A 15,349-nucleotide genomic window follows, 5' to 3' on the forward strand; every position below is an offset into this window, starting at 1 on the left:
GTGCGCCATGTTCTCTACCCGCTTCGCCCTGCCCACGGCCGTCGCGGTGGCGGCGCTCGCGCTCGGCCTGAGCGGCTGCGCACCGGAGCCGCGCGTCGAGCCGACCCCGGAGGGCTCCGCCGCATCCCCGTCGCCGTCGAGCACGGCGTCGCCGTCGGCGGACCCGACACCCACGGCCGCGCTGCCCGCGGACTGCGGTGAGATCTACTCCGCCGATATGCGTGCCCTGCTGGAGAGCGAAGTGCCGCCGCTGAACGACCCGGGCATCTCGATGCTCTCCACCCAGAACGCCACTCTGCTGGAGCTCCTCGATACGGTGCCCACCCTGCGGTGCACGTGGGGAGCGCCCAGCGAGGTAGGCCTGGCCACCAACATCTCCGTCGTGGACGCGGGGCAGGCCGCTACGGTCGCCGACGCGCTCGTGGCCGCCGGATTCGGCTGCGACGACGCGGACGGGGCGACGGTCTGCCGCATCGAACAGCGGGGGGTGACCCTCGAGGACACCGAGTACGTGCGGGGGGAGACGCACGCGCTGCGCGGCGACCTGTGGGTTGCGACGGGATGGCTGAACATCTCGCCCGAGGGGTATACGGAAGACATTCTGGCGACGCTGGGCGGCTGATCTCCTCCGCGAAGCGCTACACTGGCTATCGGAATTCTCCTTCCCCACGACGCAGCTCGCCTCAGCGAACGCCTGCGACAGGGTGAGGGAACCGCCCCGAGGGAGTCACGGCTCGCGCCGCCCCGCGGGATCGCAGACCTACCGGACTCCTCGTCGTCGATGACGGCGAGGGCCGGATGACACGCTCAGGAGGAGCATGCCGACCACGGCGACCGCCGCTTCCGGCTCTGGCCAGAGGCGCAGGAAGTCCTCGTCCGCGCGCCGCGACGACGAGGCCCCACTCATCCCGATCCTCGCCCGCAAGGTGCGAGAGGTCGAGGCGAAGGCGCAGCGCGGCAAGCTCGGCCCGACCAACCGGGTGAAGTTCCAGGTGATCGCCTTCCTCGTGCGCGAAGAGCGCGCGCGGGTGAAAGCCGACACCGAGCTTCCGGACGCGGCGCGTGCGGAGCTGCTCAAACGGCTCGACGGCGTCGCGACGATCCTCGCCAAGACCGCCGCGCGAGACACCTCCCTCATCCAGCTGCTCGAAGTCGACCAGGCCGCGTCGCCGGTCGCACGGCGGATGCGTCGCGACTGGCTGCTCGAGTCCGGCGCCGAACTTCCGCCGGACGAGCTCATCATCACCGATGTCGCCCCCGCCACCGCGCAGGTCGTACCGGCGGCACTGGCAGAGCGACAGGTCATCCCGCCCGCCGTCGAAGCGCGCAAGATGGCCAACCCCTTCCTCGCCCCCGACCTCGGCGCGCGTCCGGCCCAGGCCACGCCGCGGCGCCGGCTGGACGGCTGGGAGCTGATGGGACCGCTGTACAAGGCGTTCGAGACCGGCGCCGGCGGGGCCGCCGCATCCATGGATCTTCCCGACGTCCCCGAGTACGACCGGCTCTCGCCTCGGGGCCTGGAGGTCATGCCCCACCAGTCACGGTTCCTCGAAGCCGTGCGCGAGGGGCACCGGACGTTCCTGCTCGCCGACGAACCGGGCCTGGGTAAGACGGCCGAGTCGGTGCTGGCCGCATCCGTCGCCGACGCCTACCCGCTCCTGGCGGTCGTCCCCAACGTCGTCAAGATGAACTGGGCGCGCGAGGTGCACCGGTGGACGCCGCAGCGCCGCGCGACCGTGATCTCCGGCGATGGTGAAGACATGGACGCGTTCGCCGACGTGTTCATCGTGAATTACGAGATCCTCGACCGGCACCTCGCGTGGCTCAGCTCGATCGGCCTGAAGGGCATGGTCGTCGACGAGGCGCACTTCATCAAGAACCTCTCCTCGCAGCGCTCGCAGAACGTGCTGGCCCTGGCCGCCCGCATCCGCGAGCAGGTGCGTGACCCGCTGCTGCTGGCGCTCACCGGAACCCCGCTGATCAACGACGTCGAAGACTTCGATGCCATCTGGCGCTACCTCGGCTGGACGAACGGCGAGAAGCCCGGTCCGGAGCTGATGGAGAAGCTCGACACGTCCGGTCTGACGCCGGCCGACAAGGCCTTCTACCCGGAGGCCCGCAACGCCGTCATCTCGATGGGGATCGTGCGCCGCAAGAAGAAGGACGTCGCCGCCGACCTGCCCGACAAGCTCGTCGCCGACCTCCCCGTGGAGCTCGACGGCGAAGAGGGCCGTTCGATCCGTCGGGCCGAGCGCGAACTCGCCGACCGCCTCGCGGCGAAGTACCGCCGCATCCTCGACGCGCGCGGTGCCCGTGGGCTCGCCCCCGGCGAGATCGACGACGACATCGTGCGCCTGGTGGCGCAGAACGAGCTGGACGAGTCCAAGGCGGCGGGGTCCGGCTCGGAGAACGTGTTCACCATGGTCCGCCGCATCGGCAAGGCCAAGGCCCACCTCGCGGCCGACTACACCGTGCAGCTGCAACGGTCGGTCGGAAAGGTGGTGTTCTTCGCCAAGCACATCGACGTGATGGATGCTGCGGAGGCGCACTTCGCCGCATCCGGGGTGCGCACCGTGTCCCTCCGCGGCGATCAGACCACCACGGCGCGCCAGGCCGCCATCGATGCGTTCAACAACGACCCGGGCGTCGGGATCGCGGTGTGTTCGCTGACCGCCGCGGGTGTCGGGGTGAACATGCAGGCCGCGTCGAACGTCGTGCTCGCCGAGCTGAGCTGGACCGCGGCCGAGCAGACCCAGGCGATCGACCGCGTGCACCGCATCGGCCAGGACGAGCCGGTCACGGCGTGGCGGATCATCGCCGCTCATACGATCGACACCAAGATCGCCGAGCTCATCGACTCCAAGCAAGGGCTCGCACTGCGCGCGCTGGACGGCGTGGCAACGGACCCGACCTCGAGCGACTCTGTGCAGCTGAGCGCGCTGTCGCACCTGCTGCGGCAGGCGCTCGGGGGCGACTGACGCGTCATCCGCGCCCTGTGGCCGCCCGACGGGAGGCCGCGCTAGGGTCGGGGTGGCAGCGTCGCCGGATTCTTCACCCCACACAGCGAGGACCACAGCTATGAAGATCGGCATCCTGACGAGCGGCGGGGACTGCCCCGGCCTGAACGCGGTCATCCGCGGCGTCGTACTCAAGGGCACGACGACCTACGACATGGAATTCGTCGGTATCCGCGATGGATGGCGCGGCGTCGTGGACGCGGACTTCTTCCCCCTCACCCGGCACGAGGTGAAGGGCCTGTCGAAGGTGGGCGGCACCATCCTCGGGACGAGCCGCACGAACCCCTACGAGGGTCCGCGCGGGGGAGCGGAGAACATCGCCAAGACGCTCTACGGCCACCGCATCGACGGCATCGTCGCGATCGGCGGCGAGGGCACTCTGGCGGCGGCCGATCGGCTGGCGAAAGACGGCATCAACGTGCTCGGGGTCCCGAAGACGATCGACAACGACCTGCGTGCCACGGACTACTCCTTCGGCTTCGATACGGCCGTGAACATCGCCACCGATGCGATGGACCGCCTGCGTACCACGGGCGATTCGCACCAGCGCTGCATGGTCGCGGAGGTCATGGGTCGCCACGTGGGGTGGATCGCGCTGCACGCCGGCATCGCCGCGGGAGCCCATGTGATCTGCATCCCGGAAGTTCCGATGTCGATCGATGAGATCTGCGCGCAGGTCTCCCGCGCTCACGATCGCGGCCGGGCGCCCTTGGTGGTCGTGTCGGAGGGCTTCACCCTCACGGGGATGGAAGAGGCCTACAGCGACAAGGGGCTCGACGCGTTCAACCGCCCGCGCTTGGGCGGCATCAGCGAGATCCTCGCTCCGGAGATCGAGCGGATCACCGGCATCGAGACCCGCTCGACGGTGCTCGGCCACATCCAGCGCGGGGGTTCGCCGTCGGCGTTCGACCGTGTGCTGGCCACGCGCCTCGGGCTGCACACCGCCGATGCGCTCATGGAGGGGGCGTGGGGCCAGATGGTCGCCATGCAGGGGACCGACATCGTCCGCGTGCCCTTCGCGGACGCCCTCGGAGAGCTCAACTCCGTGCCGTACTACCGCTACGAAGAGGCCGCCGCGCTCTTCGGCTGACCCGCCCGCGCGTCCGCGGGTGCGTGAACGGCCCGCGCTCTTCGGCTCACCCCGCGCCCGAATCAGGAGATGCGGCGTACACAGGACGTTTCCGGCCGGATCGTCCTGTCTCCGCCGCATCACCTGATCTGGATGCGGCGCACACCTGATCTGGATGCGGCGCATCACCTGACCCGCCCGCGTCCGCGGGTGCGTGAACGGCCCGCGCTCTTCGGCTCCCCGCGCCGAGTTCAGGAGATGCGGCGTACACAGGACGTTTCCGGCCGGATCGTCCTGTCTCCGCCGCAACACCTGATCTGGATGCAGTGGCGCATCACCTGATCTGGATGCGCCGCATCGCCCGACCCGGCCGCGCGGCCGCGGGTGCGTGAACGGGCCGCGCTCTTCGGCTCCCCGCGCCCGAATCAGGAGATGCGGCGTACACAGGACGTTTCCGGCCTGATCGTCCTGTCTCCGCCGCATCACCTGATCTGGATGCGCCGCATCACGTGATCCGGGGCGCCCCGCGGGTCAGGCGTCGGCGACGCCGAGCACGTCCAGAAGCCAGGCGAGCTCGAAGGCACGCTCGCGCCACGAGTTGTAGCGGCCGCTGACACCGCCGTGGCCTGCGACCATCTCGCACTTCAGCAGCGCGTCGGCGCCCACCTCGCGGAGGCGCGCGACCCACTTGGCCGGCTCGACATACAGCACGCGTGTGTCGTTGAGAGACGTCACGGCCAGGATGCGGGGGTACCGCACCCCCTCGCGGACGTTCTCGTACGGCGAATACGACTTCATGTACGCATACACGTCGGGGTCATGAAGCGGGTCGCCCCATTCATCCCACTCGATCACCGTGAGCGGCAGCGAGGGATCGAGGATCGTCGTGAGCGCATCGACGAAGGGCACGTCGGCGAGCACTCCGGCGAAGAGCTCGGGTGCGAGATTCGCCACCGCGCCCATCAGCAGGCCTCCGGCGCTGCCGCCCTCCGCGACGATGCGGTCCGGCGTCGTGTATCCCGCGTCGATCAGATGCCGTGCGCAGTCCACGAAGTCGGTGAAGGTGTTGCGCTTGGCCTGCAGCTTGCCGTCCTCGTACCACTGGCGGCCCATCTCGCCGCCACCGCGCACGTGGGCGACGGCGAAAACGACGCCGCGGTCCAGCTCAGACAGTCGCGCGACGGAGAACCCCGGCTCGATCGAATGTTCGTAAGACCCGTACCCGTAGAGGTGCACCGGCCGGGGCGCGGCTCCCGCTTCGCCGAACGAACGCTTCCAGACGACCGAGATCGGCACCTGCGTGCCATCCTGCGCCGTCGCCCAGACCCGCTCCTGCGCGTAGTCCGACGGCTCGTAGCCGCCGAGCACCGGCTGACGCTTGCGCAGCAACAGCGCGCCCGTCGCGATGTCGTAGTCGTAGACGGTGCCGGGCGTGACGAACGATCCGTACCCGAGGCGAAGCAGGGGAGGGGCCCACTCCGGATTGCCGGCGGTGCCCACGCTGTAGAGCGGCTCGCCGAACTCCAGTTCGTCCGTCGACCCGTCGGCGTAGTTCAGCAGCGCGATGCGGGCCAGCCCCTCACGACGGTAGGCGGCCACGCCCCAGTCCCGGAACGTGTCGAGGTCCAGCAGCCGGCGCCCCGGCTCGTGGGCGAGCACGACGTGGCGGTCGCCCTGCGGGTCGGATGCGGGGACCCGCACGAGCTCGAAGTCGAGGGCGCCGTCGTTGTGCAGGATGTACAGCACGTCTTCGCCGTCGACCACGGCATGGGATGCGGAGTACTCCACCCCTTCGCGCCGAGGCCAGATGACGCGCGGCTCGGCGCGCAGGTCGGCGGCATCCACCAGCCATTCCTCGCTGGTGATGGACGACCCGACCTCGATCACGAGGTACCGGTCGCTGCGCGTGAAACCGGCGCCGACCCAGTACCGCTCGTCGGGCTCCGTGAAGAGCGTCACGTCGTCGGACACCGGGGTGCCGATCTCGTGCACCCACACGGTGTCGGGGCGCCACGCGTCATCCACTGTCGTGTACACGATGAACCGCCCGTCCGGCGAGAAGCTCGCTCCGGCGAAGGTCCCGGGAATCTCGTCCGGCAGGTTCGCGCCGGTGACGAGGTCGCGGACCCGCACCGTGTAACGCTCGTCCCCGGCGACATCGACGCCGTACAGCATGCGGTTCCCGTCCGTGGATACCTCGAAGCTGCCCAGCGAGAAGAACTCGTGACCCTCGGACTCGATGTTCCCGTCGAGGAGCACCTGCTCGCCGGGGACCTCGGCGTCGGGCGAGAGCTCGGGCGGGGTCCAGTCATCCTCCGACCGGATCGGGGCACGGCACTGGATGCCGTACTGGCTGCCCTCCAGGGTGCGTCCGTAGTACCACCACTGCCCACGGCGGGCGGGCACCGACAGATCCGTCTCCTGGGTCCGCCCCTTGATCTCGGAGAAGATCCGGTCCCGGAGCCCTTCGAGGTGCGCCGTGCGGGACTGCGTGAAGGCGTTCTCCGCCTCCAGATGCGCGATCACGGACGGGTCGTCCTTGGCCCGCAGCCATTCGTACGGATCGTCGAACGTGTCGCCGTGGTGCGTGCGAGCGACGGGCTTGCGGGCGGCTTGCGGCGCGAGAGGGGATGCTGCGGTGTCAGTCACGTTCCCACGGTAGTGGAGCACGGATCGCGAGGGCGCTGGGCCAAGTTGACCAGGGCTGGCGAGGGTGTCAGGATTCTTCGGTGCCCGGTTAACGGGGTGCAACAAGACGGTGAACTGTTCGTTCGTCACACGGCCGCGACGTCGGCCCCCTATCCCCTCAAGGAAGCGAACGGTGGAGACCGCAACTCTCGTCATCGTGCTGGTGATTCTGCTGGCACTGTTCTTCGATTTCACGAACGGGTTCCACGACACGGCGAACGCGATGGCCACGCCCATCGCCACCGGCGCCCTGAAGCCCAAGGTGGCGGTGCTCCTGGCTGCCGTGCTGAACCTCGTCGGCGCGTTCCTGTCCACCGAAGTGGCCAAGACCATCTCGGGCGGGATCATCCGCGAAGACGAGATCTCCGCATCGATCTTCCCGGCCATCATCTTCGCGGGGTTGATCGGCGCCATCACGTGGAACATGCTCACGTGGCTGCTGGGGTTGCCCTCGAGTTCGTCCCACGCGCTGTTCGGGGGACTCATCGGCGCCACGCTCGTGGGCGTGGGAGCAACCGCGATCGACTTCGGTGTCGTGCTGTCGAAGGTGATCCTGCCTGCCCTGGTCGCGCCGCTCACGGCCGGGATCATCGCCTTCACCGTCACGAAGATCGCTTACGCCGTCACCCGCCGGTACGACAACAGGCCGGACGGACGCGACGGATTCCGTTGGGGGCAGATCTTCACGTCCAGCCTCGTCGCCCTCGCACACGGCACCAACGACGCGCAGAAGACGATGGGCGTCATCACCCTCGCGCTCATCACGGTGGGGTGGCAATCGTCCGCCCACCACGAGCCGCAGCTGTGGGTGATCATCGCGTGCGCGGTCACGATCGCACTGGGCACCTACATGGGCGGATGGCGCATCATCCGCACGCTCGGAAAGGGCCTGACCGACGTCAAGCCTGCCCAGGGATTCGCGGCCGAGACGTCCACGGCCTCCACCATCCTCGCCTCCAGCGCACTGGGCTTCGCTCTGTCGACGACGCAGGTGGCGTCGGGATCCGTGATCGGGTCGGGTCTCGGTCGCCGCGGTTCCATCGTGCGCTGGCGCACGGCGGGTCGCATCGGGATCGGCTGGCTCCTGACTCTCCCGGCCGCCGGTGGGGTCGGTGCGCTCGCGGCGCTTCTGGTGGTCTGGCTCGGGGGCTGGGGCATCCTCGTGGACGCGATCCTGGCCGGCGTGACCGTGCTCGGGCTGTTCCTGCGCTCCCGCCGGAACCAGGTGACGTCGTCCAACGCCATGAGCGAGGTGGCCGTTTCCGGCCGCGCCGTGAAGGTCCAGCGGAACCCCCCGCCCACGCGCCGCCAGCGGCGGCTCTCGCATGAATCGGCCGCAACGTCGGACGCCCCCTCCCGCACCGACGAAGGGAGCGACAAGTGACCATCGACTGGTTCTCCTTCCTGCTGGTGTTCGCCGTGGCGCTGCTCGGCGCTGTGGTCGTCGTGCTCTTCTACGCGCTCGGCCTCCGGCTGCTCGTCCGCGCGGGGCGTGTTCCCGTGGTCGCCCCGGCGGAGTTCACCGACGCCATCGCGGTCGTGACCGAGAAACAGCGGCGCCGCGCGGCGAAGGCCGCGGCCAAGGCGGCCAGGAAGAACCCGCTCAGCGCCGCCCAGAAGCGCATCGCCCTCCTGGGCGCGTACGGGTGCTTCGTCGTCTGTGGGCTGGCGGTGCTCGCCGGGCTGATCCTCATCGTCGTCGGGCACTGATCGCGTCGGCGCCCCGCTCTAGGGTGGAGGCATGGTCTCCGCGGTTCAGTTCGGTCAGCATCCCCCCGCCCGCCGCGTGATCGTGCACGTGAGCGACACGCATCTGCTCGCTGGGAACCAGCGGCTCGCCGGCCGGTACGACACGGCGGGCAACCTCGCACGCACTCTGGAGGCCGTCGCGGGCCTGGGTGTACGCCCCGACGCCATCGTCTTCACGGGGGATCTGACCGACCTGGGTGAGCCCGAGGCCTACCACGCTCTGCGCGCGACGGTGGAGCCCGTCGCCGAGCGCCTCGGGGCGCCCGTGATCTGGGTCGCGGGCAATCACGACGAGCGGCCTGCGTTGCGCCGCGACCTCCTCGGGCTCGCCCCGTCCGAAGAGCCGGTGACCGGTGTGTGGGACCTGGGCGGACTGCGCCTGATCGCGCTGGACAGCACGGTTCCGGGATGGCACCACGGCGATGTGGATGCGGCGCAGCTGGCGTGGTTGCGCGACGTTCTGGCCCAACCGGCGCCGCTCGGAACGGTCCTCGCCCTGCATCACCCACCGCTGCCGACGCACATCCCCCTCTTCGACATCCTCGAGCTGCGTGACCAGGCCGGGCTCGCCGAGGCCATCGCCGGCTCCGACGTGCGGCTGATCCTTGCCGGGCACCTGCATTACTCCACCAGCGGCACCTTCGCCGGGGTGCCCGTGAGCGTGGCCGCGGCGACGTGCTACACCATGGACCTCGCGCGACCGGCCGTGGAGGTCAACGGCATGGATGCCGGCCAGTCTTTTCATCTCGTCCACGTCTACGACGACACCGTGACCTCCGCGGTCGTGCCGGTCGTGGATGCGGAGCCCTCGGGCTACTTCTCGGCGGCGTGGGCCGAGCGGATGTCCCGGCTGAGCCCGGACGAGCGTCTCGAGGCGTTCTCGCGCAAGCGTCCCGCGGAGGCGTGAGCCGTCCGCTGCGGCGGCCGCCGAGAGCTCGCTGGACGCCGCGGCCACGGCTGGCCGGGAGGCCCGGCGGGTAGGCTCGGGGCATCCCCGACCGACGTGAAGCGACCCACGAGGACAATCACATGGCACTGGACGCAACGACGCGTACCCGTCTCGAGACCGACTCCCTCGGCTCGCTCGAGATTCCCGCCGACGCCTACTGGGGCATCCATACGGCGCGCGCCCTCGAGAACTTCCCCATCTCCAAACGCCCGATCTCCGTCTACCCCAATCTGGTGTGCGCTCTGGCGATGGTGAAGCAGGCCTCCGCACGGGCCAACCGCGAGATCGGCGTGCTCGATGCCGACAAGGCGGACCTGATCGATGCCGCGGCGCAACGCGTGATGGACGGGGAGTTCCACGACCAGTTCGTCGTCGGCGTCATCCAGGGCGGCGCGGGCACCTCGACGAACATGAACGCCAACGAGGTGATCACCAACATCGCGTTGGAGATGGCCGGACGCGAGAAGGGCGACTACGCCTTCCTCTCGCCCATCGACCACACGAACCGCAGTCAGTCGACGAACGACGTGTATCCGACCGCGGTGAAGGTGGGCCTGTCCCTGACGCTGCACAGCCTGCTCGAGCAGCTGGCCCTCCTGCGGCAGGCTTTCCTGGACAAGGCGGCGCAGTTCCACGACGTGCTGAAGGTCGGTCGCACGCAGCTGCAGGATGCCGTGCCCATGACCCTGGGGCAGGAGTTCCACGGGTTCGCCACCACGCTGGGCGAGGATTACAACCGTCTCACCGAGAACGCCTACCTGCTGTCCGAGATCAACATGGGCGCCACCGCGATCGGCACCGGGATCACCACGCATGCCGGATACGCCCGCGCGGTTCTGCGTCACCTCCGCGAGAACACCGGACTGGACCTGGAGACGGCGACCGACCTCGTGGAATCCACGAGCGACACGGGCGCGTTCATGTCGTTCTCTTCATCTCTCAAGCGCAACGCGATCAAGCTGTCGAAGATCTGCAACGACCTGCGCCTGCTCTCCAGCGGCCCACAGGCCGGCCTGGGGGAGATCAACCTCCCCGCCCGGCAGGCGGGCTCCAGCATCATGCCGGGAAAGGTCAACCCCGTCATCCCCGAGGTGGTGAATCAGGTCGCGTTCGCCGTCGCCGGTGCCGACCTCACCGTGACGATGGCGGTCGAGGGCGGCCAGCTGCAGCTGAACGCGTTCGAGCCGGTCATCGCGCATTCGATCTTCCAGTCCATGACGTGGATGCAGCAGGCCATGTGGACGCTGCGCGTCAACTGCATCGAGGGCATCACCGTCAACCGGGAGCGGCTGGGCGCCATGGTCGGTTCGTCTGTCGGTGTCGTGACCGCCCTGACGCCCTTCATCGGTTACGCGGCGTCGGCGGCGCTGGCGAAAACCGCGCTGCTGACCGGGCGGAGCGTCGCCGACCTCGTCGTGGAGGCGGGGCTGATGTCGCGGGCGGAGGTCATCAAGCAGCTCTCCCCGATGCGCCTGTCGGGGCTCGAGGCCATCACGGAGGCGATCCCGATCATCCAGGCCGCGGAGAACGTGGTGGCGCCCGCGGAGGACTGAGGTCAGTCGAGGATGCGGCAGTGCGTTGTCAGTTCGCCGATCCCGTCCACTCCCACGGTCACGGTGGAGCGGTCGCGCAGGAAGATCTGCGGGTCGCGCGAGTAGCCCGCGCCTCCCGGGCTTCCGGTGGAGATCAGGGTGCCCGGCAGCAACGTGACGGAGCGGGAGAGGTGCGAGATGAGAAGGGCCACAGACCGCACCATCTGACCGGTGGAGGCGTCCTGGACGAGGTGCCCGTCGACCACTGTCCAGATGTGCAGATCCTGCGGGTCGGCGATCTCGTCCGCCGTCACGACGAACGGTCCGGTCGGCGTGAAGCCGTCGAACGACTTGCATCGCGACCACTGCGCCTCGGAGAACTGGATGTCGCGCGCGGTGATGTCGTTGACCACCGTGTAGCCCCACACGTGGTCGAGGGCGTCTTCCACCGCGACGTCCTTCGCGGGCCGGCCGATCAGGACGCCCAGCTCGGCCTCGTAGTCGACGGACTGGCTGAGGGACCGGGGCCAGGAGGTGGTCGCGTCGTGCCCGGTGAGGGAATTCGGCCACAGGCCGAACACGGTCGGGGTCGCGTCCGTCTTCAGCCCCAGCTCGCCCGAGTGCGCCGCGTAGTTCAGCCCGACCGCGAGGATGACGGGTGGAGTGAGCACCACTGACGCGAAGGTGGGGTCGGCCAGCGGCTGCCAGACGGCTGCCTGCTGGGCCTCGCGGACACGACCCAGCAGGTCGTCGCCGCCGGCGATCAGGTCATCCAGTCGGGACGGCGCGCCCGGGAAGAGCTCGTCGACGAATGCGCTCTCGCCGTCGCGGACGACCACAAGCCGAGGGGTGGTCGAGGACGGCGGGATGACATGGGCGAAACGCATGGTTCCACGCTACCTGCGGTTGCGGCGCGGTCCGTGCCGAGCGGGGTGGTGCGCCTGGCCGGAGAGGGACCCGGCGGCGCTCTAGGCTGAGCGCATGTCGCATCCCTCGTCGCTGTCGCAACCGCACCCCGGCGCCGGAGCCCTGATCCCACCGGCACCGTCACGGCAGGTCGCTCCGAGCGAGCCGCCGCGGCCACGGGGCACGGGCGCCGCGTTGATCTGGGTCGGCGGCGTCCTCGTCATCGTGCTGCTCGCCCTGGTCGGGTACTTCCTGCGCTTCCTCGGTCCCGTCGCATCCATCATCGGCGTCGTGTTGGCGGCAATCCCGTTCGTGGGGGTGTGGCTGGCGGTACGGATCGTCGATCGCTGGGAGCCGGAGCCGCGCGGTCTGGTGGTGTTCGCCCTCGCGTGGGGGGCGATCGCCTCGGTGGGCATCGCGCTGGGCGTCGACCTCGTGCTCGTACTCTTGTTCGGCGCCGGCGACTCCGCGCTCTCCGCGATCGTCCAGGCTCCGATCGTGGAGGAGGTGGCCAAGGGTCTCGGCGTCTTCCTGATCTACGTCGCCGCCCGGCGGGCTTTCAACGGACCGGTCGACGGAATCGTGTACGGCGCGCTCGTCGGAGCCGGCTTCGCCTTCACCGAGAACGTGCAGTACTTCGCGGTGAGCCTCCTGGAAGGCGGCATCGCGGACGTGACAGTGACCTTCTTCCTCCGTGCCGTGCTCTCACCGTTCGCGCACGTGATGTTCACCGCGATGACCGGGTTCGCTCTCGGTCTGGCGGCACGGCGCGCGCTCGGTGCCGGGGGAGCGCTGCGCTACGGTGTTGTCGGCCTGGTGGCCGCCATCGTCCTGCACGCGCTGTGGAACGGTTCTGCCGTTCTCGCTGACTTCTTCGGCCTGTACTTCACGCTGCAGGTGCCGCTGTTCGTGCTCTTCATCCTCGGTGTCGTGCTGCTTCGTCGGGAAGAAAGCCGTCTCACGCGCGCCCGTCTGGGGGAGTATGCGGCAGCGGGATGGTTCACTCCCCAGGAGGTGGACATGCTCGCCACCGGACCCGGCCGCCGCGCGGCGCTGAACTGGGCCGCGACCCTCCCCGGCGATCGGCGCAGGCTCATGCGCACCTTCATCGCCGACGCCACCGCCCTGGCCGCCGCGCGGCAGCGAAGCCTGAGCGGGCGGGACGCATCTGCCGCGGAGAGCGAGCGGACCCTGCTGAGGCAGACCGCCGAGGCGCGGGCAGCCTTGTTCGCCCGCTGACCCGGCAGGCGGGCCCGCAGCAAGACTCAGCGCCCGGTGCCGCGGCGATGCCTGCGTGCCTACCGAGCGCTGAGTTTGTCTGCACACAGCATCCACTCTGCTCGAGAGGGTGTCAAGAGGTGCCGCCGGCGCACCGCCGAGCGTGCTTGGATGAGATCATGACCGATCGCACCAAGCCCGAGTTCGACGCGCCCCAGGGGCCGGCTCCCACCGACCTCGTCATCCGTGACCTCATCGTCGGGGACGGCCCCGAGGCCAAGCCCGGCGACACCGTGACCGTCCACTACGCCGGCGTCGAGTACGACTCCGGCGAGGAGTTCGACTCCTCCTGGGGACGCGGCGAGAGCATCCAGTTCCCCCTCCGTGGCCTCATCCAGGGGTGGCAGGACGGCATCCCCGGTATGAAGGTCGGGGGGCGCCGCGAACTCATCATCCCGCCGCACCTTGCGTACGGCCCCGCCGGTGGCCACTTCCTCGGCGGCAAGACCCTCATTTTCATCATCGACCTGCTCGCCGTCGGCTGACGATCGGGCGAGGAAGACCCGGGAGCCTTCGCTCCCGGGTCTTTCTATTCGGGGGAATAGATCGAACCGCGTGACGCGTTGGCTCCCTTGTTGCAGCATCCCCAGCATCCACGAGGAGAGATATGACCGACACCACCCCGCTCGACGTTTCCGGGTATCAAGCAGGCACCTGGGTGCTCGATCCCTCGCACAGCGAGGTGTCCTTCACGGTTCGCCACATGATGATCTCCAAGGTGCGCGGTACCTTCGGTGTGAAGAGCGCGACCTTGATCGCCCCCGAGAACCCCCTCGACGCTCGCGTCGAGGCATCCGTCGACGTGGCCTCGGTCGACACGAAGGACGCGGGCCGCGATCAGCATCTGCGCTCGGCGGACTTCTTCGACGCCGAGACGTACCCGACCATGGAGTTCCGCTCCACCGGCGTGCGCATCGAGCAGGGGGACTTCCTCGTCGACGGCGACCTGACGATCCGGGGCACCACCCGTCCGGTGACGTTCGCCTTCGAATTCGGCGGCTTCGGCACCGACCCGGGCGGCAATTACAAGGCCGGCGCTACCGCGAAGGCGGTCATCAACCGCGAGGACTTCGGTCTGACGTGGAACGCCGCCCTCGAGACCGGCGGTGTGCTGGTCGGCAAGGATGTCACCCTCGAGCTCGAGCTGCAGGGATCGCTGCAGGCCTGACCGCGACAGCAAGCGGCGGATGCTCCGGCATCCGCCGCTTCGTCGTTCAGTCGGTCGCGCGGGGTCCGAGGCGGATCCGCTGCTGCACGAGGAGGATCCCCAGGACGACGATGAGGGCGCCCGCGGGCTCGTTCCACGTCAGCGTCTCCCCGAGCACCACGATGCCGAGGATCACACCCACCACGGGCGTGATGTACGTCACCGTGGATGCGCGGGTGGGTCCCCACGCCGCCAAGGTGCTCTGGTTCCAGATGTAGGCCAGGCCGGTGCCGAAGCATCCCAGCAGCACAACACTGCCCGCCACCCAGGGATCCCACCGCACTGGTTCGAGGAAGACCAGGGGCGACAGGGCGAGCATGACGAGCGCGGCGATGCCGATGTAGCCCGCGGCGACGGCCACCCCGGACAGGCCGGTGTCCGCGAGGAACCTGCGCATGTAGGCCAGGCTGAAGCCGTAACAGGCGGTGCCCCCGAGGAGGGCCAGCTGGGCCACGACGCTCTCGCCGAGTTCGAAGGTCGCTCCCGGCGCGATGATCACGACCACGCCGGCCACGCCGACGGCGATCCCGGCGAGCTGACCGGTGCGCAGGCGCTCGACACGGAAGACCGCCCACGCGAGCACGGCCGTCATGATCGGGGTCGTCGCGTTGAAGATGCTCGCCAGGCTCGAGGTGACGTGCTGCTGAGCCCACGCGAACAGCAGGTAGGGCAGGATGCAGAAGGTCACGGCCACGACGCTCAGATGACCCCACACCCTCCGGGAGCGCGGCAGCCGTTCGCGCCGGAGAAGGACGATCGCCGCGAGGGTCAGGGCGCCGAAGACGAGACGTGACCACGTGACCTGCACGAATGTCATGCCGGTCAGCGCTACCGCGATGAACAGGAAGCTGGAACCCCATACGACTCCGGTGAGGACGAATTGCACCCCGATCGTGATCGGGGAGGGAGTGCGGACGGCCGTCGGAGAGGTCACCCGCCGACGATAGCCCCGCT

The 15,349-nt window shown here is 69.3% G+C and carries 13 protein-coding genes; 10 read left to right on the forward strand and 3 right to left on the reverse strand.

The features are described from left to right. Positions 1–7: 7 nt before the first annotated feature. The 3 genes from AC4FS2_RS03470 to AC4FS2_RS03480 all read left to right on the forward strand — a co-directional run bounded on the left by AC4FS2_RS03470 (position 8) and on the right by AC4FS2_RS03480 (position 4,107). Positions 8–622 carry a hypothetical protein gene (locus AC4FS2_RS03470; protein ID WP_491153487.1) on the forward strand — a complete coding sequence of 205 codons (615 nt, stop codon included), beginning with the start codon at positions 8–10 and terminating at the stop codon, positions 620–622. 196 nt (positions 623–818) lie between these two features. Beyond that, the gene (locus tag AC4FS2_RS03475; RefSeq protein WP_491153486.1) at positions 819–2,978 is read left to right on the forward strand and encodes a DEAD/DEAH box helicase; all 2,160 of its coding nucleotides are present in this window, start codon (positions 819–821) and stop codon (positions 2,976–2,978) included. A gap of 100 nt (positions 2,979–3,078) precedes the next feature. Further along, positions 3,079–4,107, forward strand: coding sequence for a 6-phosphofructokinase (locus tag AC4FS2_RS03480; RefSeq protein ID WP_491153484.1), 1,029 nt, complete (start codon positions 3,079–3,081; stop codon positions 4,105–4,107). A gap of 510 nt (positions 4,108–4,617) precedes the next feature. Here AC4FS2_RS03480 and AC4FS2_RS03485 read toward each other — a convergent pair. Then, positions 4,618–6,735 carry a S9 family peptidase gene (locus AC4FS2_RS03485; protein WP_491153482.1) on the reverse strand — a complete coding sequence of 706 codons (2,118 nt, stop codon included), beginning with the start codon at positions 6,733–6,735 and terminating at the stop codon, positions 4,618–4,620. 172 nt (positions 6,736–6,907) lie between these two features. Between AC4FS2_RS03485 and AC4FS2_RS03490 the strand changes: the two genes are divergently transcribed. The 4 genes from AC4FS2_RS03490 to AC4FS2_RS03505 all read left to right on the forward strand — a co-directional run bounded on the left by AC4FS2_RS03490 (position 6,908) and on the right by AC4FS2_RS03505 (position 11,025). Next, entirely contained in the window at positions 6,908–8,158 is a 1,251-nt protein-coding gene (locus AC4FS2_RS03490; protein ID WP_491153480.1) for an inorganic phosphate transporter, read from the forward strand. Then, on the forward strand, positions 8,155–8,484 hold the full coding sequence (locus AC4FS2_RS03495) for a peptidase (protein ID WP_491153478.1): 330 nt from the start codon (positions 8,155–8,157) through the stop codon (positions 8,482–8,484). The genes AC4FS2_RS03490 and AC4FS2_RS03495 overlap by 4 nt, the downstream gene beginning before the upstream one ends. Before the next feature lie 31 nt (positions 8,485–8,515). After that, positions 8,516–9,430 carry a phosphodiesterase gene (locus tag AC4FS2_RS03500; RefSeq protein WP_491153476.1) on the forward strand — a complete coding sequence of 305 codons (915 nt, stop codon included), beginning with the start codon at positions 8,516–8,518 and terminating at the stop codon, positions 9,428–9,430. A gap of 122 nt (positions 9,431–9,552) precedes the next feature. Then, positions 9,553–11,025: an aspartate ammonia-lyase gene (locus AC4FS2_RS03505; RefSeq protein ID WP_491153474.1), complete on the forward strand. Its 1,473-nt coding sequence runs from the start codon at positions 9,553–9,555 to the stop codon at positions 11,023–11,025. A 2-nt stretch (positions 11,026–11,027) separates the two neighbouring features. Here the strand turns inward: AC4FS2_RS03505 and AC4FS2_RS03510 are convergent, their stop codons facing one another. Then, positions 11,028–11,891, reverse strand: coding sequence for a fumarylacetoacetate hydrolase family protein (locus AC4FS2_RS03510; RefSeq protein ID WP_491153473.1), 864 nt, complete (start codon positions 11,889–11,891; stop codon positions 11,028–11,030). A gap of 94 nt (positions 11,892–11,985) precedes the next feature. On the opposite strand from AC4FS2_RS03510, the gene AC4FS2_RS03515 reads away from it, so the two are divergent. The 3 genes from AC4FS2_RS03515 (at position 11,986) to AC4FS2_RS03525 (ending at position 14,356) form a co-directional block, all read left to right on the forward strand. Continuing rightward, positions 11,986–13,149 (forward strand): PrsW family intramembrane metalloprotease, encoded by a 1,164-nt coding sequence (locus AC4FS2_RS03515; RefSeq protein WP_491153471.1) that lies wholly within the window; start codon positions 11,986–11,988, stop codon positions 13,147–13,149. A 158-nt stretch (positions 13,150–13,307) separates the two neighbouring features. Continuing rightward, positions 13,308–13,673, forward strand: a complete 366-nt coding sequence (locus tag AC4FS2_RS03520) for an FKBP-type peptidyl-prolyl cis-trans isomerase (RefSeq protein ID WP_491153470.1) — start codon at positions 13,308–13,310, stop codon at positions 13,671–13,673. A 122-nt stretch (positions 13,674–13,795) separates the two neighbouring features. Next, positions 13,796–14,356 (forward strand): YceI family protein, encoded by a 561-nt coding sequence (locus AC4FS2_RS03525; protein ID WP_491153468.1) that lies wholly within the window; start codon positions 13,796–13,798, stop codon positions 14,354–14,356. A gap of 46 nt (positions 14,357–14,402) precedes the next feature. Here the strand turns inward: AC4FS2_RS03525 and AC4FS2_RS03530 are convergent, their stop codons facing one another. Then, positions 14,403–15,329 (reverse strand): DMT family transporter, encoded by a 927-nt coding sequence (locus AC4FS2_RS03530; protein WP_491153466.1) that lies wholly within the window; start codon positions 15,327–15,329, stop codon positions 14,403–14,405. Positions 15,330–15,349 lie beyond the last annotated feature (20 nt).

The sequence above is a fragment of the Microbacterium sp. Z10_103 genome (genome assembly GCF_058310455.1).